Consider the following 20817-nt stretch of genomic DNA (forward strand, 5'->3'; position numbering starts at 1 on the left):
CCTTGGTTTCAAGCGCAGAGCACCAGCCCGTGCGCCATGCGGTGGGAGGGTGAGCGAGCGGATGCCAGCGGCAGGTCGGCGCGCGCCCAGCAGTCGCGGGGGCGCCCGAAGCCGCGGCGGGCAGGCTGTCCAGGGAGGTTGCCAGCAGAGGGCATGGCGTTCATGCGAGCTTGCCTTGCACTCACAGCACCGGCGTGATGCGCACCATGATCACGCCATGCGGGGCCACCGTGCCGCCGTAGCTGCCGCGCACCAGCTTCAAGACCTTCTTGGTCCACAGGTCCTTGACGTGAGCCTTCGTGTCGGCGGGCAGATTGAGCTGGTCCCAGCCCACCTTGATGTTGGCGGGCGTCTTGCCGCGGTTCAACAGCACCACCGCGTGCTCACCGCCTGCCAGCGGCCGCACCCAGACCTCGAGGTCACCTTCCTTCAGCAGGCGGCGGCCCTGCTTGCCCAGTGGGTCCTGGTCGACGGCGATGACGTCCTTGTTGGTGAGGATGCGCAGCGTGTCGGCGTCCATCTTCGACAGGTCGTTCCCAGCGATCAGCGGCGCGGCCAGCATGGCCCACAGCGAGAAGTGCGACTCGTACTCGGTGGTCGTCATGCCGCCGTTGCCCACTTCCAGCATGTCGGGGTCGTTCCAGCCGTTGGGGGCGGACTCGCTCGACAGCTCGGCGTTCATGTCGAGGATGTTGAGCATGCCGTGTGACCATTCCTTCTTGCCTTCCCAGGCGTCGTAGATGTCGCCTGTGGTGCGCCACAGATGACCGACCGGGTGGGCCCAGCGGCCAGGCTTGCTGCCGCCCCAGTCGCACAGGGAAAACACGATGTCGCGGCCCGATTCGCGCAAGGCCTTGGCCATGATGGTGTAGGCGGCCTCGGCGTTGCGGGTGCCGGTGTAGCACCAGTCGTATTTCAGGTAGTCGACGCCCCATCTGGCGTACTGGCGCGCGTCCTGGAACTCGTGGCCAGCGCTGCCTGGGCGGCCGCCGCAGGTCAGCGAGCCGGCGTCGGAGTAGAGGCCGAACTTCAGGCCTTTGCTGTGCACGTAGTCGGCCAGGGCCTTGATGCCGGACGGGAAGCGCTCGGCGTCAGCCTGAATGTTGCCGTCGGCATCGCGGCTCTTCTGCCAGCAGTCGTCGATGACGATGTACTGGTAGCCGGCGTCTTTCATGCCGGACGCGGCCATGGCGTCGGCTTGCTGGCGGATCAATTGCTCGCTGACGTTGCAGGCGAACTTGTTCCAGGAGTTCCAGCCCATGGGCGGCGTGGGTGCGAGCAGCGGTTTGGGCGCATCCAGCTTTAGCGTCTCGTGGGCGAGGGCCGGCACCGTGAAGCCGAGCACGACCGTGGCGGCAGCTAGCGCCCAGGACGCACAGGCCAGGAGGAAGGAGCGGGAATGCTTGTGTTTCATGGCAAGTCGAGTGGTTGGTAGAGGCTATAGCGTTCGTGGGTGATGAGGGGGAGGGAGATCTGCTCGATCTCGTGGCTCGCCACGCCATTACTCCGCGCCGGTGTTCATTTCTTGCACAACGCGCTGATGGCGTTGGGGGCGGTGGCGGTGATCAGGCCCAGCCTGTACGGCAGCTCGATGTATTCGTAGGCCTTGCCCTTTTCCAGATCCAGGCCCTGGTAGAGGAATCTCAGCGGCTGGCAGGGATCGATGCTCAGCGTCTGGTCGACGCCGTCGCGGATCATTTCGCCATGGGACACGCCTTCGGACCAGACCCGGCCGTTGAACTTGACGTTTGCTGCGCCGGCGAACATGTTCATCGCAGCGCCGGGAATGGGTTGCCAGGTGCCGTCTAGGCGATCGGCTGTCCAGGCCCGGAAATACCTGCCGCTGGGTCCCATCGCCTCGATCAGCGTCAAGTACTGGTCAGTGCCGGTGATCTTGTAGGTGTTGCTGGCCTCGAACATGTCATCGCGCTTTTCTGACATGACGACGACGGGCTCGGAGAAGCCCTGAGGGAAGCGCTCGATCGTCGTCTCGCCGCGGTAAAAGCTGCCGTTGTCGCCGGTGAAGAAGAGATGGCATTTCTTGTCGTCGCAGATGTTCCAGAAGTCCAGCCAAACCGCATTGCCCTTGGTGTCTCGGACGCTTGCCGGGATCGTCGGGTAGAAGGGCTTCGGCGCCGTCCACGACAGTGGGTCGGCGATGTTGCTGGTCGTCGAATACAGCGGGTCGCCGCCTTGGTAGATCAGGTACCAGAGCTTCTGCGGCGCGAAATAGAAGACCTGCGGTGCTGCGCGATAGCCCGGCCCGATGGGGGACTTTTCGAGCATGAACTGAGGCGCCTTGGGGGCCTCGTCCCAGTTCGCGAAGCTCGTGTAGGCCATGCCCCAACCGTTCTTCCCGGCCGTGGTCATGAAGACGTGGTAACGGTTGTCGTGGTAGACGATGGTCGGGTCTTTGACGCCAAAGATTTGCTTGGCATCGGCCGGCGGCCTGATCAGCGGCTCACTGGATTTCCATTCAAAAGGGTTGGTGTGAGTCGCGGGTTCCGCCGCGTGAGCGAGCGTGCTCAATGCCAGGCATGACGCAAACCAGAGTGCATTGAATCCGTTAAGGGAGGATTTGTAGTTGTGCATAACTTCAGCCATGGTTGTTGCTTGCGGGCGGCGGCCCGCAAGACCGTTTACTTGGTGCTGTCGACGATGGTCTTGACCAGCTCCGGGAAGTACTGAACGCCGGTCGCACGATTGAACAGGCCCGACGCGTGGTTGAAGCCGTAGCCCGGGTCCCACCACGCGGGCACGATGCCGTGCTGGACGGCGGACTTGGTGACGTACTTGGCCCAGTAGGTGCGGTAGGTGCCGGCCGGGTCGTGCTCAGTCCTCAGGATCGCGCCGTATTCGCCCAGCAGCACGGGGATGCCAGCATCGACGAAGCGGGACTTCATCTTCTGGAACTGCGCGTCGACGTAGGCTTCGTTGGCCCAGGTCTCCGTCACGGCCGGATTGGTCGCGATCGCGCCCCACTGCCAGATGCTGCTCTGGTCATTGAGCGCGAAGTTGTACGGATCGTAGAAGTGAACTTCGAGGAACAGCCGGTTGGTCGCAGAGTCGGCGGGCTTGATGAAGCCGTCGTAGGTCCAGTTGATGTTGGTGTTGAAGCCCTGCACCACGAGATGGCGCTTGGCGTTGTTGCCGCCCGTGGCCCGCACTGCGTTGACGAAGACCTGGTTGAACTCGTTCTGGACGGCCTGGTACTCGGCCGTCGGCGGGCCGTAGTCGCCAGGGAACAATATTTCATTGGTGCCGGCGAACAGCAGGTAGTCGTCGTGGTTCTTGAAGTGGTTGGCAATCTGCGTCCACAGCTTGGCCAGCCGCGCGTTAGCAACCGATTGGTTGGCGTAGGTCGGGCTCGTCCACTCGGTTTCATGGTTATTCAACACGACGTAGAGGCCAGCATTGCGGGCATAACCGACGATCTCGGCGACGCGCGCCATCCAGGCCGCGCTGACGTTGCCGTCGGCGTCCGCATGGTGGCTCCAGCCGGCACCAATGCGCACGGTCTTGAAGCCGGCCGCCTTCACTGCGTTGAGCAATTGCTGGTTCGTCGAGGCGTTGCCCCAGGAGGTCTCGTCGGGTACGGCGTTCACCGAGTTGCCCAGGTTCCAGGCGGGCGACATCTCCTTCGACAGCTGGATGCTCGTCACGTCGCGCATGGAGCCTGGCACGGTGATCACGAACGCCTGCGTGCTCTTGGCGCCGCAGGTATTGGTGTAAGTGGCGGTGGCCGTGCAGCTGGCGCTGGGCGTGATGGTCTGCTCGCGTGCCGAGCCTGACGTGCCGCAGCCACCCCAGCTCCACGAGCCGCCGGTTATCGGCTGCGGGCCAAGGATGGCCGAGTTGCCGGCAGTGATCGTGGCCGACGAAGTCTGCGCCCAGGACCCCATGGTGCTGATGTAGGGCGTCACCGCTGTGGCAGTGCAGCTGCTGTTGCGCGTGGCGGTGGCCGGGCCGGAGTTGTAGCTGCCCGCGCTGGTCGTGAACTTGACCCAATACCAGTAGTGCGTGCCGGTGTTGGCCGAGGCGTCGGCGTAGCTCCTGGCGCTGCTGCGCGGCACCGCGATGCGGCTGCGACCGTTGGGGTCGCCGTCCCTGTTGCGGTAGACCTCCAGGCGGGAGACGTTGCCGCTGACGGTCCAGGCGAGCTGGTTGTCGTTGGGGGTGCCGTTGGCCGTCAGGCAAACGGTGGCGCCGCCGCCGCTGCCGCAGTTTTGCGCCAGCGCTAAGGTGCCTGCGCTCACGCCGAAGGCGAGCAGAAGTGCGGGTATCAAGGTTCTCATGTTTACCTTCAAGTTTGAAAGTGCTCGGCCGGTTGCCTCCTCCGGACACGAGCGTTATGAAGAACGTGGTTAGTGCATGGGCTACATCGCGACGACAACGACCGATTTGGGTGGCAGCTCCAGCACCAGGCCTTGCGGCCCGGGCTTGGCCGAGAACGGCGCAGGCACGACCGCCTGCGGCTGCTGGAAGGTGTTGTGGGCGTCCATCGCAGCCGCGGTCAGCACCTGACCCTTGACTGCAGAAGTGAGGTTAGTCGTCACGTGCGCGGGGCGGGTCGGGTCCAGATTGACCAGCGCCAGCACCAGCTTGCCGTCGACGGCGCGCGCCGCACTGACGTGCACGGTGGGGAGTTCGACGTCGCCAGTGCTGAACGCAGGCGCCTGCAGCGTCGCCTTGAGCGGTGTCGCGCCCTTGAAGGGGCGGTACAGGTCAAAGGCGTGGTAGGTTGGCGTCAGCACCATGCGCGGCCCGTCGGTCAGCGCCATCGCCTGCAGCACGTTGACCATCTGCGCGATATTGGCCATCTTCACGCGGTCGGTGTGGGCGTGGAAGACGTTGAACGAGACCGCGGCCACGAGGGCGTCACGCAGCGAGTTCTGCTGCCACAGCGAGCTGGCGCCCTTTGGGGTGTCGTACCAGGTGCCCCATTCATCGATGTACATCGCCACCCGCTTGGCCGGGTCGTGCTTGTCCATGATCTTCGAGAGGGTGTTGATACGCTGGTCGATGCCCAGCGCGGCCTTCAGCGTCCGCGCCCACGCGCCGGCGTCGAAGCCGATGGCCTCGCCGTGCTTCGTCCAGTTGTCCGGGACGGAGTAGTAGTGCAACGTGATCGCGTCCATGTGCTTGACGGAGCGCTGCATCAGCACTTCGACGCGGTTGTCGTCGCCCTCGCCATCGCCAGAGGCGACACGCTTGGACGGCCACAGGAAGGTGGCGTACTGGTTGTGCATGTCGGCCTGGAACTCGGAGCGCATGTTGCCGCCGCAGCCGAAACTCTCGTTGCCGACGCCGAAGTACTTGACCTGCCAGGGCTTGTCGCGCCCGTTGCGGCGGCGCTCCTCGGCAAGCGAGGTGTTGTCGTCGGCCGTCATGTAGTCCAGCCATTGAGCCGCAGCCCTTGGCGGCATCGAACCCATGTTGCCGGAGATGTAGACCTCGCTGTCCAGCTGCTCCGCGAAGTCCATGAACTCGTGTGTGCCGACGCGGTTGCTTTCCACACCACCCCACCAGCGGTTGCGCCGGACGGGGCGTTTGGCGGGGTCGCCGATGCCGTCACGCCAGTCGTAGTCGTCGGCGAAGCAGCCACCGGGCCAGCGCATCACCGGCACGCCGACGCGCTTGAGCGCCTGCACCACGTCGTTGCGCCAGCCGCGCGTGTTGGGGATCTTGGACTCCGGGCCGACCCACAGGCCGCCGTAGACGCCCGTCCCGGCGTGCTCGACGAAGTGGCCGTAGACGGTGGGCTCAATGCGCGGCCCCGCATCGTCCTGCGTCACGGTAAGACGTGCTTCGATGGGTTGAGCCACTGCTGCGGTGGCAGCGGCGGCAAGGACCAGGACAGCGGCGAGTGTTTTCATTGCGTTGTCGTAAGGAAGGAAGGGTGTTCGGCGGGATGGAGCCGATCTCGGCCTCGGCTGCGGCAACCCGACCGCGCACGCCTCAGGCCGGGGCAAACCGCGTCGGCTCCGACTCCGGTGAAGATCAGCGGGAGCCACCGGCTGGCCCGATCCGGTAGTAGTCAAAGTCCACACGGCCGCCGGCGGTCTTGGTTGAATAAAAGAAGAGGGCGAAGCGATAACCCATGAAGTGCGGGAAGGTGTAGGCAAGGCGCGAGGGACGACCGATGGGGGCCCAGGATTTACCGTCGAGGCTGTAGGAGAAGCGGGCGACCTCCGGCGCGGGCTGAAATTCGCAGTCCACCTTGAGGTGAACGGTTTTGCCAGCGAGCGGAATGGAGGCGATCTCTTCGGGCTTGTCGGAATCGGCGCTCACCATGACGAGCGATCTGACGCCGTCGGTCATCTTGACGCCGACAAAACCGTACTGTTTCTGGAAGGCGGTCAGGCCGGCCCAGTCGCCGTCCTTCATGCCGCTCACGTCGATGCTGGTGGTCGCCGAACTGCGTGGGCCGAAGGTACGCTGCGTGAGGGTGTTCGGAGCCTCAGTCAGCGTGGAGACGACCCGGCTGGTCACGAGGCTGAGGTAGCCCGGACGCTTGGTGAGCGACCAGTCACTGGGCCTCGGGTTGTGATTCCATTGCCAGGCCAGGGGCAGGGCAGGGTCGCCGGGCTGGCGGTTGAATTCGTCGGAGGCGACGATGCCGGAGGCGCCGGAGACGCCCTGTGCGCCGGCCGGGATGTCGAGCGTCATGGGCACCTTGCCGTTTTCGCCGAGCACGGGCCAGCCGTCCTTCCAGGTCACGGGCACGAGGTAGGGAATGCGACCGACGGCGCCGTTGCCCTTGAAGAGATAGGCGTACCACTTGCCGTCGGGCGTGTCGATGAGGCCGCCCTGGGCGATGCCGCGGTCATCGAGCACGATGCGACCCTCGTAGGGCCCGTCGATGCTGTCGGCGCGGTGGACGATGACGGTCGGCGCCCAGCGGCTTGCGGGCGAGGCGATGTTGAAGAGGTAGTAGCGGCCGTTGATCTTGGAAAGATGCGAACCCTCGCCATTGAGCCCGCCCAGGTCGGTGCCGAAGATGGTGTTGACGTTCTCGATGAGAACCTTGTTCACGCCGCCGGGCTTGATGCCGGAGAGGTCCGATTTCAGCTCGATGAGCGTGATGCGCCCGCCTCCGTAAACCATGTAGACGCGACCGTCGTCATCGAAGAACAGGCTGTGGTCATGCAGCACGGGCTCGAAGCTCATCTCCTTCCACGGGCCGCGCTCTGGATCGCGCGTGCTGAAGATATGGGTGCGTCCGCTGGTGTAGGAGAAAGTCGAGGCATAGAACACGCCGTCGTGGTAACGCAGGCTGGGGGCCCACGAGCCGGCCGCGTAGGCGTCCTTGCCGTTGTCGAGGCGGAGGGCTTCGTTGTCGGCCAGCGTTTCATACGCGTACGACGCCATGCGCCAGTTGACGAGGTCCGTCGACTTCATGATCGGCAGGCCTGGGCTCATGTGCATCGTCGTGCTGCTCATGTAGTAGGTCTTTCCTACTCGGATGACTGCGATGTCCGGGACGTCGGCCCAGATCAGGGGATTGTGGGCACGAGCCGCCTGTGCCGCTGGTGCAGCCTCTGCCGCCGGAGCAGCCCGAGACGCGACGCAGAGGACGAGGGCCATCACGAGCAAAAAAATCGGGCGGTTCATGAGACGGGCAGGAGAGACGGCGCAAGGGCGGCTCAGGCTGTCAGCGTGTTTGTCCATGTCTTTTCTCCGGATCAATCATTTCGAGTCAAGCATCGGTCAAGGTGACGTGCCGCCCACCTTCACGCAGGATGCGGCGCAGGCGTGCCGCCGCGCACAAGCGCAACGCGGCCGCAAGCACTGGCGCCCGCAGCCGGCTCAGCGCGCCTAGCGCGCGTACAGAGCGAACGCGAAGTCCGCAGGGCGGCCGCTCTCCCGGTCCTTCAGCGGCCGGTCGTCGAGGCTCGCCTCGCCGTCGGCATAGACGTCGCTGCGGCTGGCGCGCAGATAGAGCGTCAGCGCGTCCTTCTGACCCTGCAGCGCCAGCGCGTAGCGCCGACCGGCCTGCAGCACGACGGGCGGATGGGCGCTGAAGTCGAAGCTCAGCAGGCCGGGCCCTTGCGGCTGGTAGGCGATCGACAGCCCCTCACCGGCGCCGAGCAGTTCGGTGCCGGCCGCCGCGTCGCGCAGCGACAGGCGCAAGGTGCGAGTTGCGTCCGTGCCGTGCCCATCTCCGGCGTACAGGCTGAGCCGGCCCAGCGGGATGTCGGCACGCGGCACGAAGGTCTGCACCAGGCGGGTGGCGCCGCCGTTGCGGTTGAAGCCGATGGGCTCGGGTGTCTGCTCGAAAGGCCGGGTGATCGAGGCCAGCGCCGGGTTGCCCGGCCAGGTTTCGGGATAGCCCTGGGCGAACTGCTGGACAGCCACACGCGGGTCGGAGCGGCCCGGGTCCGCCATCGCGGGCACCTTGCCGGTGGGCGGCTTGGGCGGCGTGCTGATGCCGGCTGCGGTCTGCGTGACCGGCCACATGCGGCCCTCTGCGTCGTAGTAGAGGTACTCCATCGTGACGGAGCGGCGGGCGCCGGCGCCGGTCTCGCCGTTCAGGGTCAGCGCGCCGTTGTGATAGACCAGATAGGACTGGCCTTTGAAGTCGTCGATGACGCCCGCGTGGATGGTGAAGCTGTTGTGCGCCGGGCCGGTCAGCAGGCCCTGGTAGGTCCAGGGGCCGCGCGGGCTGGGTGCGGTGGCATAGGACAGGTGCTCAAAGAGGCCCTGGGGCGCCATGGAGGCGTACGTCATGTAGTACATCCCCTTGCGCTTGGACAGCCACGGCCCCTCGGTGTAGTTGGGCAGCGCGATCTTCTCGATGGGGCCGTCCAGCTCGGTCATGTTTGGCTTGAGCTTCGCCAGGTAGAGCACCGGGTTGCCCCAGGCCAGCCAAGCGGTGCCGTCGTCGTCGATGAAGACGGTGGGGTCGATGTCGCTCCAACCGTAGGGGCTGGGCGTCGTGGCGTCGGTGACCAGCGCCGAGCCACGCGCATCCTTGAACGGGCCCAGCGGGTTGTCGGCCACCGCCACGCCAATGGCTTTGCCGTACTGCGTGTTGTCGTGCTGCACGGTGGCGTAGAAGTAGAAGCGGCCGTTGCGCTGCACCACCTGCGCGGCCCAGGCGTCGCCCACCGCCCACTTGAAGTCGGTGGGCTTCATGAAGGCGCCATGGGCGGTCCAGTGGCGCAGGTCCTTGGACGAATAGGCCAGCCACTCTTTCATGAGGAAGAAGTCGTTGCCCTTGGCCTCGTCATGGCCGACGTAGAGGTAGACCGTGTCGCCCACGACCAGCGGCGCGGGGTCAGCGGTGAAGCGGTCGCGCAGCACCGGATTGGCGCCGGGCGCCGGTTCGGCGCCCGGCGCTGCTGCGCAGCCTGCCGCAAGGCTCGCCGCGAGGATCGAGAGAAGGATGAGTGGTTTGCTGCAATTTTTCATGGGGGTCATTGGCAACGTGATGTAGCGCTATATCAACGACACCATGATAGTTCGATGACCGAATGAATTGGCAAGGAAAACACTTACTCCTAGGTCGTGCGTGACCTGGGACGAACCACGCGCCCCACACCTTTCAGGCGATGGCCAACCTCGTCCGCCGTGGCTCGGCCAGCGTCTCGCCGAGGACGATCTCGGTGGGCAGGACGATGTTGGATGGCCCGGGGTGCGACTCGCCTCGGCGGAGCGCCTCGACGCGCTGTACCAGCACTTCGACGGCCCGCCGTCCCATCTCGTGAAGCGGCTGGTGCACCGTCGCCATTTGCGCCGATCGCGCCATGAAGGTGTGGTCGTAGCCGACGACGGAGACGTCCTCCGGCACGCGCAGCTCCCGCGAGCGCAAGGCCTCGATACAGCCGAAGGCGATGGCATCGTTGCATCCGAACACTGCCTCGGGCAGCGGCCGGCCGCGGTGGCGCCGCAGCCAATCCTGCATTGCCTCGCGCCCGCCACCGACGCTGAGCGGCGCACGAAGCACGTGGTTGGGGGCAGGCTTGACGCCTGCTTCGGCGTGAGCCCGCAGGTAGCCTTCGATGCGCTGGTCCGCTGCTGAAAAGCCCACCGGTCCGCCTACATGCAAGATGCGCCGGTGCCCCATGGCGAGCAACTGGCGCACCATCGCGCAGGCACCGGCCTCGTTGTCCGACTCGATGTTCACCACCCCCATCAGCGGGCTGTCGGCCTGCACCGACACCAGTGGCGTGTGCGGCGGCAACCACGCCGAGCGGTCATCTTGCAAGTGTGGCGCAAGCAGGATCAGGCCATCGACGCGGCCGTCACACAACGCCGGGATGCGGGCGGGAGCCTCGTCCCAGTTGGCCAGCGTGAAGACGGCCATCGTCTGCCCGGCCGCCGTGGCGCCCTGCATGACGCCACTGAAGACTTCAAGGAAGTAGAGGTTCGGCTCTTCGCCCATGATGTTGGTGACGAAGCCGACCGCATCGGTGCGTCGGTTCGCGAGCGCACGCGCGGTCGCATTCGGCCGGTACCCCAACTGCTGCGCCGCGGCCAGTACACGCTCGCGTGTCTCGGCCGACACGCGGGCCGAGCCTCGGCTCCCCCCGTTGAGCCCCGATGAGGCGGCCATCTCCGACACACCTGCCGCGCGGGCCACGTCGAGAAGCGTGGGCGCGTCGCTGCGGCGGCGAGTCTTCGGCTGTGTCGCGGGTGGTTTCGGCTTCGAAGTAGGCACGGATGTTCCGGGCAGGTGGACCGCCGGGGGGGGCGGGTCGCGCAGCGGCGCACTGTAGCACTGGCCTTCGGGAGCGGCGGGGCCCTGGGAGGGCTTTGGGCGACCAGCAGCATCACCAGGGCCCACGCCGGAAGTCGAACCTCTACTCGCCTGCGTTTGGCCTGCACACGGAGCTGCCGCTCGGTGTGCTCGTCCAGCTCAGACATGGTTGCAGCCCGGATCGCTCGGGAGGGAAATCGGCAGGCGCCGTCGAGCCCGGGTCTTGTTGCGCCAGCCAAGTCAAGGCCAGCACAGTGCCTCATTGCGCCGGGTCGCCGTAGAGCACGCCTCGCCCATGCGTGCCCACGTACACCCGGCCGAACAGTTTTGGGTCGCCGCTGACCTGCAGGATCAATCCCCACTGGTGCGCGTCGTCGTTGATGCGCACCCATTGCGCGGCGCCATCCGTCGAACGGTGGATGCCGTACCGGCCGTGCACCGTGCCCACGAGGTAGAGCGCGGGTTCGGTCGAGCCTGGGGCCGCGCGGCCGAATCCGAAGGCGTGCACCTCGGTCACACCAGGCAGGCGCCGAAAGCCTTGCCCCGGCGCTGCGTGGTACAGGCCGTGGTAAGCGGGCAGCCAGAGATCGCCTTCACGTCCTGGCGCGGCGTAGAGCCGGTCCTGGCCGCCGCGGTTGTCGCCGCGCTGGGTCCGGTTGTGCTCGCCCGGCGGCGATGCGCGGACCGGACCGTCGGGCAAATCCAGCGCGCGCTCGGTGAAGCTGGCTGCGGCGTCGTCGCTGGCGTAGAGGCTGTCGCCGATCAATGAGACGGCGTGAAAGCGGCGCGGATTCACGCGGTCGGCCACGACCCGCGTGTCCGGCGGTAGGCCGCTTACCGGTGTCCAACGGGCGCCGCGGTCGCGGCTCACGTGCGGCATCAGACCTCTGGGGGTCCAGACCCAGGTGGCGCCATCGGCCGACACGGCGACCGAGCCTTCGCGGGCGTCCGGATTGGGCAGCGCTGCCGGTTCGCGCCAGCTGCGGCCGCCGTCGAGGGAATAGCCCAGGGCTTTGCCGACGCGCGGGCGGCCGACACGCACGATGACCTCGGGCGCGAGCTCGGCCCCGGTTACGTCGGTCGTGTTGCCCATGAACGGCGGTTTGGGGTTGCCGTCGGCCGGCACGTCGAGTTCGGTGTGCACGAAGCCCGAGTAGTCCCCGATCGCGCTGACGAGTGGCACGCCGCGTGTCGGGCTGTGCAGCGCCAGCGCGACCGTCTCCTCGATGCCGGTGCTCATCACCCGCCAATGCGTGGGCCGGCCATCGTCCGCGGCGCGAAGGTCGTGGGTCTCCCAGCCGCCGTAGCCGGTGGTGAAGAGGGCGTGGTCGGGGTTCGCGGGGTTGATCCTGACGTCGAACAGCCAGTGCAGGGGCGTGTCGCCCACGTAGGGTGCGAGCTTGGCGTCGAAACGCGCGCTCGCCGGGCCAGCCGCGAACAGCGGCCTCCAGGTGGCGCCGCCGTCGGTACTGCGGAACAGCTCTTCGCCCCCGGCTCGCCCATGGGTGCTGGCCAGCAGCCGCTGCGGCTGCCGCGCGTCGACCGCGACGGCGGCATAGCCGAAGTTGCGCGCGCCGTTGGAACGCTCGGGCGTGATTTCGGTCCAGCGCTGGCTGCGGCTGTCGTACTTCCACACCGCGCCGCCGCGCATGCGGCGCGGGCCGGGTTCGTCGCCATAGCTGACGTACAGCTGGCCATCCGTGGCCCAGCTCGCGCGTGTCGGGCGATACGCGGTGGGCGCGCCAGGCAGCGGGGCCCAGCTCACGCCGCCGTCTTCGCTGCGCCAGAGATTCGGGCGATCCATCGCCGAGACACCGACATAGATGGTTTGGGTAGCGCCGCCCGATGCTGCGCTCGCAGGATCGAAGACGACAAAGACGATGGTGCTGCGTCCGTCGCTGCCGCGTCCGGCGGGCAGTGCCCCATCCGCTGCCGAGCGACTCCACGCCGCGGCCGGAAAACTCTCGACGCGCTGAAAGCTCGCAGCACGGTCGCCGCTGCGCCACAGGCCACCGAGCCGGGTGCCCAGGTAGAGCACGCGGCCGTCGTTCGGGTCCACCGCCATCCGATCGCCGTTGCCGCGGCCCTCTTCGTTGCCGCCGAATTTGACCGGCAGGTCGGTGCGCTGGAAACTGCGGCCACGGTCATCCGAGCGCAACACGGCGCCGTCGGGCACGCCCGAAGCGGTGTAGGTGCCGCAGGCCAGGTAGAGCCGGTCCGGGTCGGACGGGTCGAGCGCAACGCTCTCGACTCCCATCAGGTTGAGGTCGGCGTGGGGCAGCCAGTCGAGCAGCGGCTGCCAACGCGCCGAGGCGGCGTCGCGACGGTACGCGCCGCCCATGTCGGTGCGGGCGTAGAGCAGGTTCGGGACCGTGGGATGAAAGACCAGGCCGTCGACGAACCCGCCACCGACGATGGCCACGCTCTTCCAACGGTAGGCTTCGGCTGCCGGCGGATCGCCCGCCTGCGCGACGGCGCTGCCGAGCAGCAACATGGCCAAGCCGCCCACGACGGCGCAGGCCCGGCGGAGCGGCTGCAGGCTCACTTCTTTGCCGGCTCGAGTGTCACCAGCACCACGTCGTTGCTGCGCATCGGCAGCTTCCACTGCAGCTTGCCGTTCTTGCCAACCTTGATCACGCGGTCCGCCTCGGGCTTGTCCTGTGTGAGCGTGTGCAGCGTTGCCAGCTGCTCCGGGTTGAGATCCTTGGGCGCGCCCATCTCGATGTACGCCGTGTACGCATCGTTCGTCTTGTGCCCCGTGCGCCGCACCTGCACGCGGTAGCTGCCGGCAGCGACGTTGCTCAGGTTCAGCGTCACCGCGGCGGCCGGCCCGTTGGGTACCGGCTTGGCGAAGAACACGCCGTTGCTGGTCGCTTTCTGGTCCGGGTGCTGCCAGTCCCAGACCAGCACGGCGGCCTTGCCGCTGTCCACGGCGGCCAGCACCTGCTTGTCGGCGCTGGGCACTTCATTGCCCCGCAATGCATTGAGGTACTTGTAGGCAAACCACGCCGGCTTGCGCAGGCCGTCGCGGGTCATCAGCCCGAAGCCGCCGTGGAAGGCCCGGGGCGGCGCGCCCGGTTCTTCGAACAGGTCGCTGTAGGTCCAATAGCTCATCGCCTGCGCGTGGCCGCGGGTGCCGACCAGCTTGTTCAGGATCCACGGCGCACTGATGTAGCTGTCGTGCACCTTGTCGTAAGGGTTGTAGCTGGTGCTCCACTCGGTGATGTACAGCGGCAGGCCGGGAAAGGCCGACGCCTCGATCTCCTGGCGGTTGCGGCGCACGTCGCCGATGATCGAGTTCGGGTCAGTCGCCAGGATGCGGTCGGACTTGCCGAACTCGTCGAGGAAACCTTCGGTAACGCCGTAGGTGTGCGTGGTGATGAAATCGACCGCCACATCGTTGGCCTTGGCATAGGCCAGGAACTCGGGCACCCACGCGGCGCCGGCGGTCGCCGGGCCGCCGACCTGCAGCTTCGCGTCGATCTTCTTCATCGTTCGCGAGGTGTTGGCGTACAGATCGAAGTAGGCCTTCTGGTCGGCTTTTTCCCAGAACCCGTCGAGGTTGGGTTCATTCCACACCTCGAACGGCCACTTGCGCACTTCTTCGATGCCGTATCGCTGGACCAGGTGGCGCACGAAGGCATCGATCAGCTCGGACCACGGGCCGGGCTGCGGGTGCGAGGTGTTGCCCTGCCAGTAGAAGATCTTGAGATTCGAGGTCTTCATCACGCCCGGCGTGAAGCCCAGCTCGATCAAGGGCTTGATTCCGCGCGCCAGCAGCGCGTCATACAGGCGGTCGATGCCGCTGAAATCGAAGACCAGCTTGTCGCCGTCCTTCTTCACGGTGCCGTAGACGTCGTGGAAGATGTCGTGAAAGCGCACGTGGCGAAAGCCGAGTTCGTCGACAGTCGTCTTCATCTGCGCCAGGTTCTCGGGCCGGCCGGTGGTGCCGGGGTAGTCGGCGCCGACCGAGAAGTCATAGAAGCGGTCGACCGGCGTGGTGGCGGCGGCCAGGTCGAGCTGCACCGTGCGGGCGAGGGGCCCGGCACTCGCGGCGGCACTCAGGCAGATTGCCAACGCGGCGGCCAGCGGGCGCAGCAGCGGCATGCTCAACGGGAAGGGCAGTGTTGTCATCAACGTGTCTCCGTGGCCGGGTCGGCCTTGTGGGGAAAGGGCGCCAGCCAGGCCAGCATGACCGGCGGCAGCGAAAACAGCAGCACCAGGCCGAAGAAGGTGGCGTAGTCGTGGCCGACGGCGCCCCACACCCAGCCGCTGACCGAGCCGGTGGACCACTTGGTCATGGCCATCACGCCGGTGGCCATCGCGTAGTGCGCCATCCGGAAGGGGCCGGGGGCCACCTGCTGCATCATGTAAAGCATGTGGCCCACCGACCCCATGCCGAAGCCAAACTTTTCCAGCGCCACGATCGTGCCGACCCACAGCGTGTCCTGCGGCAGCGCCGTCGCCAGGTAGAAGAAGGTCAGGTGCGGTACGTTCAGCACCAGCGCGAGCACGAAGAACGAACGCGGCAGCGTGCGCCGCGCCACCAGGAAGCCGCCCAGGAAGGCTCCGGCGATGAAGGCGATGGTGCCGACCGTGCCGTTGATGTGGCCCAGTGCCGCGTTGTCCAGCCCCAGGCCGCCGGCCGAGCGCGGGTCGAGCAGGAACAGCGGCCCGAACTTTTCGATGAAGCCCTCGCCGAAGCGGTAGAAGAAGATGACGGCCAGCATCATCCAGATCTGCGGCTTGGCGAAGAAGCTGACCCAGGCCACACGCAGCGCGGTGATGCCGTTTGTGCCGGCGCCGCCAATCGCCACTGGCGGCGCGCCGGGCGGCAGCACCCGCAGGTGCCACACACCGAACGCCGCCATCACCACCGCTGCGAAGCAGACGACGATCGTCCAGCACTGCACCCAGGGCAGACCCCTGCTGTCGTGTAGCCAGCCGGTCAGCGAGACCAGCAGGCCCGAGCCGATCACCGCGCCCAGGTTCCAGCACATGCCCTGCAGGCCGGCGTAGCGCGCCTGGTCCTTCAGCGGCATCGTTGTCATGAACACGCCGTCGGCGCAGGTGTCCTGCGTGGCCGAGGCGAAGCCGGTGATCCAGAAGAAGGCCAGCGACAGGCGGAAGAAGTCGTCCAGCGGCAGGCAAAAGGCGACCAGGCCGAGCGAAGCCGCCATCGTGAACTGCATGCTGATGACCCACCAGCGCTTGCTGCGATGGGCCTCGAGCAGCGGCGCCCACAGCGGCTTCAGCACCCAGGGCAGGTACATCTGCGAGGTGTAGAGCGCGATGTCCTCGTTGGACACGCCAAGGTTCTTGTAGAGGATCGCGGCGACCACGCCGACCATCACGTTCGGCAGGCCCATCGCGAGGTACAGCGATGGCACCCAAGCCAGAGGATGCCGACGCTGAACGCTGCCGGCTGCGGCCGGGGCCACGCTGTCGGGGATGCTGCTCATGGAAAAAACCTTTGTGATGGGCACTGCGAGATGAGCGCTTTGGAACGGCCATGCGCGCTCATGGCGCCACCACCGGCGTCAGCGCCTGCAGCGCCGCGGAGACATAGACCAAGGGCGCGTTCCAGTTGATGGCGACTTCGTTGGTCGTGTAGCTACAGAACTTGTCCAGCCAGGCCTTGGCCGCGGCGGTCGACGGATACGGCAGCTTGCAGTCGTCCGAAGTGACGTTGCGCGGCCCGCCGACGATGAAGCCCGGCACCGGATCGGCCACGCCGTCGGCGCCAGAAGGCCGGTGGTGCGGATCCCTGGGCGAACGCTCGCCAAAGCCGGTCACCATCGAGAAGCCGGTCGGGTGGCGGCCGAGCACGAAGTCCAGCGCGGCCTGAGCGGCGTCGAGCTGGCGGCGGTCGCCACCCAGGCGATAGCCCTGGATGAGCACCATCGCCTGGTTCAGCGCCACGGCGTTGCTGCCCCAGTAGAAGTCGTCGCGCTGCATCGCCACGCGGTAGCTCGAGGCCTGCCAGCGGCCGGCCAGCCGGGCCGCGAGTGACGAGATCTGGCGTTCGACGAGTGCGCGGTCGGCCGCTGGCGTGAGCCGGGCGCGGTGCTGGGCCAGCGTGATCCAGCCCAGGGTGCCGACATCGGCCCAGCCCGGCACGCCGGCCGGCTGGGCGTGTTTGCTGAAAGCCGCCCAGTAGCTGTCGTCGCGCGTTGTCACGTACAGCTCTGCGGCCGCCCAGGCTAATTCATCGTCGAGCTTGCTGTCGTCGTAGCCGCCGGTGCTGATGTCGGGCGGCTGCTTGTAGACGACCGCCGGATGGGCCTGGGCCCAGCCCCAGGCGGCCTTGGACGCTGTCAGCAGGCGGGCCGACAGGCCCGGGCGCTGGGCCTCGAACGCAGCCAAGATTCGGCTCGCCTGCGCTGTCGCCGCGGCGAAGTCGAGCGTCGCGGCCGTCGTCTTCATCACGACATAGCGCTCGCCAGTGGCTTGATGCGGCATCACGACGCCGTCGAAGCCCTTGTTCGTGAGCTTGTGGTAGACGCCGCCATCGGCAGGGTCCTGCATCGCGAGCATCCACTCCAGGTTCCACAGCACCTCGTCGAGCACGTCGGGCAGGGCGTTGCCGCTTTCCGGGATGTTCAACTTTTGCGCCTGGAAGTGGGCCGGGAAATGTTCGTAGGCGGCCAGCAGCGTGTAGACAGTGATGCCGGAGTTGACGATGTACTTGTTGTAGTCGCCGGCGTCGTACCAGCCCTTGGACGCCGAGATCACTGCGCCCTCTGGCCGGCCCGGGCCTGCGGCCGAGGCGTGCACAAAAACGCGCGTGTCGGGGTGGCCGGCGGGGCGTGCCCAGACGCCGGCATGGGCCGGCTCCAACGCAACGCTGGCACGGTTGAAATAGAAGGCCTTGAGGGCTGCGGCATTCAGTGCCGCATAGGCGTCGGGCGCGATCACGAAAGGTGCCGACGGCGGCAGCCCCGCCACCTGCAGGCGGTAACGGCCGCTCTGGCGCAGGGCGGAGAAGTCTGCCAGGAGCAGTGCTTCCTGCGCGGGCTCCCAGCGCTGTGCGGCGCCGAGCGGTCCGCGCCAGACCTCGCGACCGCTGATGTCGTCGACCACGGTGAAGTACTCGGCCGCGACCTCGCGCACCACGGCCCACTTGGCGCCGCCGGGCAGGTAACCCACCTGGTTGAGCTGGATGGCGGTGGTGTCGGCTGTGCCGGGCGCATTAGGCGCGAGGGTCTGGGCCGCCGGTGTCGAAGAGGGTGCGTGGCTGCAGGACTGCAAGGCGAGCACCAGTACCGGGACCAGTGCGAGGCCGGCGACGCTGCGGGCGAGGGTGTTCTTCAGTAGAGGGTTCGGCATGAGATCGGTGGCTTGTCAGGGGACGGGTGCGGGCCATTGCAGATGCACCAAGCGCCAGCCTTCTTGCTTGAGGCGGCGCAGGAGCAGCGGCAGCGCCGCGGCCGTTTGTTCCTGGGAGTCGTGCAGCAGCACGATGCCGCCGCCCTGCTGACGCAGGCGCTGCAGCATGCGGTCGGCCAGCACCTCCGGTGTCTGGTCGGGCAGCCAGTCGTCGACACCCACGTCTACCGACATCACGGTGATGCCCTGCTGGCGCAGCAGCTCACGCATCTGTGGCGCTTCGGCCAAGTACGGAAAGCGCCAAGCCGCAGGCGCGCCGCCCAGCACATGGCGATACGCCTTCTGCATGGCTTCCAGGTCGGCTGCTTGGTCCTGCGGCGCCAGGTCATTGAAGGCGACGTGGCGAAAGCCGTGCATGGCCACGCTGTGGCCTTCGGACTGCACTCGCTGCGCCAGTGCCGGGTGCCGCAGCAGCGGCTCGCCGTTGACGAAGAAGGTGGCGCGTGCGCATTCGGCCTTCAGCGCCTGCAGCACGCGCTCGGTGGTCTCGGGCCGCGGCCCGTCGTCGAAGGTGAGCACCACTTCATCGGGCGCCAGCGCCAGCGGCCCGTGCTGGGCTCGGCCGTAGGCGGCGCCCTCGCGCGGCAGCTGTAGCACGCGGCTGGTGCCCAGCGCGTCGGTCCCGCAGGACTCGATCTCCCAGTTGACGCGGTCGGTGGTGCCGCGCTCGTCGCGCACCTGCAAGGTCGCGCGGCCGGCGGCCAGGTTCACCGCCGGCCAGGTGGCGATGCGGTCGACTACCGGCACCGTGCCCACCGGCTGTCCGTTCACTTCAAGAGTTAGCTCCCGGGCGTTGCTGTAAGCCTTGACCGCGACGGCGCCGGCCGGTCGCGTGGCCAGGCGTTGGTTGGCGATGTGCAGCACCGGCTCGCGCGCCCACCAGGCGCGCAGCAGGTGGTAAGCGTCCTTGCGCAAGCGCCGGTCGTAGCTGACGAGGCCCTTGTCGTTGACGCCAGGCTTGTCACCTTCATTGCGTATGGCAGAGGCATGGTCAAAGCCGAGCCACACGAAGTGGCCCCAAAGATAGGGCCGTGCCGCAAGCTGGCGCGCATAGGCTTCGTGGAACAGGGCCTGGTACTGCTCTGGGTGCCAGCGGCCACCCGGCTCGGGGCGGCGCGGCGGGTCTTCCTGCTGTAGCGCGCTGGCGCCGGCGCCGTATTCGCCCAGGCCGATGGGTTTGCCCGGCAACCTGGCGTGCAGCTTGTCGGCCCAGGGGCCGATGTCGGTGACGGCGCCGTCGTACCAGCCCCAGTAGCGGTTGTAGGCGGCCAGGTCGGCAACCAGTGCCATCGGGTGATCGTCTGGTGCGCAGCAGTGGGCGTAAGCGGTCAGGCGCGACGGGTCTTCGTGCTTGGCCAGCGTCTGCAAGTCGGCGAGCAACGCGCGGATGGGCTCGTCGCTGCGGTAGACCTCGTTGCCCAGGCCCCAGATCGCGACCGAGGCATGGTGCTGGTTCTGCCGAACCAGCTCGCGCAATTGCTGGAACAGGTTGTTCCGGAAGGCCGGCGTTTCCTGCATCACCGCGTTCAGCGGGACTTCGGTCCACAGCACCAGGCCCAGCTCGTCGGCGCGCTCGTAGGTGTGCGGCGGATGCTGGTAGTGCACCAGGCGCAGGCCGGTGGCACCCAGCTCCATCAGGATGCGCAGGTCCTCGTCGATCTCGGCGTCGCCGACTGCCACGCCCCGACCGGGCCGACCGGCGTGGAAGTAGTTGACGCCATGCAGCGGGTACGGTTTGCCATTGAGCAGGAAGCCACGCTCGGCATCGACCGCGAACTGGCGCAGGCCCAGCGGCAACTGCACGGCGTCGGCCACCGTGCGGCCTTGGATCAGCTCGGCGCTCAGCCGGTACAGGTAGGGGTCGAACACACCCTGCCACAGATGCGGGTTGCGTAGGTGCAGCACGGCGCTGGCGGTGTCGGCGGCACCGGCAAGCAGGCGCACTCGCTGGCGGTGCTGCGCGACGGCGCGCCCCTGGGCGTCGCGCAGCGTGAGGCGCAGCTCGCGGTCGGCGGCTTGCCGCGCGTCGTTGCGCAGCTGTACGCGTACCTTCAGCCGCGCATCGGTCGCCGACAGCGCCTCGGTGTCCACGCGCACGCCGGGGCCGCCGTGGTCCAGCAGCTCGATGTGGGCGGCTTCTGTCTCGATCAGGCGCACCGGCCGGATCAGGCCGCCGAAGACAGTAAAGTCGCCGCCCAGCGGTGCGACGTGCGGCAGCGTGCTGTTGTCGACGCGCACCGCGAGCAGGTTGTGCCCGGGCTTGAGAAAAGCAGTGACGTCGAAGCGGAAGCGCGAGAAACCGCCTTCGTGGCGTCCGACGCGCTGGCCGTTGAGCCAGACCTCGGCGGCCAGCGTCGCGCCGTCGAGCTCGAGGAACTGCCGGCGCGCGGGCGCGCCAGGGCCCGCAGGCGCGGCTGGTCGTTCGATCACGCGCCGGTACCAGCCCGGGCCGCGGTAATACGGCCCACCGGCCTCGCCGTCGGTCGCGTTCCAGCTGTGTGGCAGTGTGACCCGGGCAAAGCTGGCATCGTCGAAGTCCGGCGCTGCGGCCTCAGGCCGGTCGCCGCGCTCGAAGCGCCAGGATCCGTCGAGCGTCGTTCTGCTGCGCTGGGCCTGCACCAATGTGGAGGCGCACAGCAGCAGCAGGCCCAGCGTATGCCGCAGCGCGGCGCGCTGCCTGTTCAGAGGCGTCATCAACGCGGCTCCATGGTGCTGTGGTTGTCTGA

12 protein-coding genes are annotated in these 20817 nt (G+C 67.4%); all 12 read right to left on the reverse strand.

The window, feature by feature from the left end; all coding sequences use genetic code 11:
- Window positions 1-181: 181 nt before the first annotated feature.
- Entirely contained in the window at window positions 182-1414 is a 1233-nt protein-coding gene (locus AC1DYS_RS25520; protein ID WP_477904371.1) for a glycoside hydrolase family 27 protein, read from the reverse strand.
- A gap of 104 nt (window positions 1415-1518) precedes the next feature.
- Window positions 1519-2604 carry a glycoside hydrolase family 62 protein gene (locus AC1DYS_RS25525; protein WP_477904372.1) on the reverse strand — a complete coding sequence of 362 codons (1086 nt, stop codon included), beginning with the start codon at window positions 2602-2604 and terminating at the stop codon, window positions 1519-1521.
- A 35-nt stretch (window positions 2605-2639) separates the two neighbouring features.
- Window positions 2640-4295 carry a cellulase family glycosylhydrolase gene (locus AC1DYS_RS25530; RefSeq protein ID WP_477904373.1) on the reverse strand — a complete coding sequence of 552 codons (1656 nt, stop codon included), beginning with the start codon at window positions 4293-4295 and terminating at the stop codon, window positions 2640-2642.
- Window positions 4296-4376: 81 nt separating this feature from the next.
- Window positions 4377-5876: an alpha-N-arabinofuranosidase gene (locus AC1DYS_RS25535; RefSeq protein WP_477904374.1), complete on the reverse strand. Its 1500-nt coding sequence runs from the start codon at window positions 5874-5876 to the stop codon at window positions 4377-4379.
- A gap of 124 nt (window positions 5877-6000) precedes the next feature.
- Window positions 6001-7671: a glycoside hydrolase family 43 protein gene (locus AC1DYS_RS25540; RefSeq protein ID WP_477904375.1), complete on the reverse strand. Its 1671-nt coding sequence runs from the start codon at window positions 7669-7671 to the stop codon at window positions 6001-6003.
- Window positions 7672-7818: 147 nt separating this feature from the next.
- Complete coding sequence (locus AC1DYS_RS25545; protein ID WP_477904376.1) at window positions 7819-9414, reverse strand: glycoside hydrolase family 43 protein; 1596 nt, start codon at window positions 9412-9414, stop codon at window positions 7819-7821.
- 133 nt (window positions 9415-9547) lie between these two features.
- Entirely contained in the window at window positions 9548-10663 is a 1116-nt protein-coding gene (locus tag AC1DYS_RS25550; RefSeq protein ID WP_477904377.1) for a LacI family DNA-binding transcriptional regulator, read from the reverse strand.
- Between the two features lie 298 nt (window positions 10664-10961).
- The gene (locus tag AC1DYS_RS25555) at window positions 10962-13247 is read right to left on the reverse strand and encodes a WD40/YVTN/BNR-like repeat-containing protein (protein WP_477904378.1); all 2286 of its coding nucleotides are present in this window, start codon (window positions 13245-13247) and stop codon (window positions 10962-10964) included.
- Window positions 13244-14836, reverse strand: coding sequence for a GH39 family glycosyl hydrolase (locus tag AC1DYS_RS25560; RefSeq protein ID WP_477904379.1), 1593 nt, complete (start codon window positions 14834-14836; stop codon window positions 13244-13246). The genes AC1DYS_RS25555 and AC1DYS_RS25560 overlap by 4 nt, the downstream gene beginning before the upstream one ends.
- Window positions 14836-16164 carry an MFS transporter gene (locus AC1DYS_RS25565; RefSeq protein ID WP_477904380.1) on the reverse strand — a complete coding sequence of 443 codons (1329 nt, stop codon included), beginning with the start codon at window positions 16162-16164 and terminating at the stop codon, window positions 14836-14838. Before AC1DYS_RS25565 ends, AC1DYS_RS25560 begins: the two co-directional genes overlap by 1 nt.
- 58 nt (window positions 16165-16222) lie before the next feature.
- Window positions 16223-18031 (reverse strand): glycoside hydrolase family 9 protein, encoded by a 1809-nt coding sequence (locus tag AC1DYS_RS25570; RefSeq protein WP_477904381.1) that lies wholly within the window; start codon window positions 18029-18031, stop codon window positions 16223-16225.
- Window positions 18032-18046: 15 nt separating this feature from the next.
- Window positions 18047-20785, reverse strand: a complete 2739-nt coding sequence (locus tag AC1DYS_RS25575; protein ID WP_477904382.1) for a polysaccharide deacetylase family protein — start codon at window positions 20783-20785, stop codon at window positions 18047-18049.
- Window positions 20786-20817 lie beyond the last annotated feature (32 nt).

The sequence above is a fragment of the Rhizobacter sp. P2_G4 genome (genome assembly GCF_056403575.1).

Bases quoted from the DNA above. Each gene is read 5' to 3' on its own strand.
- AC1DYS_RS25535 (WP_477904374.1), bottom strand. From the start codon at position 5,876: ATGAAAACACTCGCCGCTGTCCTGGTCCTTGCCGCCGCTGCCACCGCA.
- AC1DYS_RS25520 (WP_477904371.1), bottom strand. From the start codon at position 1,414: ATGAAACACAAGCATTCCCGCTCCTTCCTCCTGGCCTGTGCGTCCTGG.
- AC1DYS_RS25575 (WP_477904382.1), bottom strand. From the start codon at position 20,785: ATGACGCCTCTGAACAGGCAGCGCGCCGCGCTGCGGCATACGCTGGGC.
- AC1DYS_RS25525 (WP_477904372.1), bottom strand. From the start codon at position 2,604: ATGGCTGAAGTTATGCACAACTACAAATCCTCCCTTAACGGATTCAAT.
- AC1DYS_RS25545 (WP_477904376.1), bottom strand. From the start codon at position 9,414: ATGAAAAATTGCAGCAAACCACTCATCCTTCTCTCGATCCTCGCGGCG.
- AC1DYS_RS25540 (WP_477904375.1), bottom strand. From the start codon at position 7,671: ATGGACAAACACGCTGACAGCCTGAGCCGCCCTTGCGCCGTCTCTCCT.
- AC1DYS_RS25530 (WP_477904373.1), bottom strand. From the start codon at position 4,295: ATGAGAACCTTGATACCCGCACTTCTGCTCGCCTTCGGCGTGAGCGCA.
- AC1DYS_RS25560 (WP_477904379.1), bottom strand. From the start codon at position 14,836: ATGACAACACTGCCCTTCCCGTTGAGCATGCCGCTGCTGCGCCCGCTG.
- AC1DYS_RS25565 (WP_477904380.1), bottom strand. From the start codon at position 16,164: ATGAGCAGCATCCCCGACAGCGTGGCCCCGGCCGCAGCCGGCAGCGTT.
- AC1DYS_RS25570 (WP_477904381.1), bottom strand. From the start codon at position 18,031: ATGCCGAACCCTCTACTGAAGAACACCCTCGCCCGCAGCGTCGCCGGC.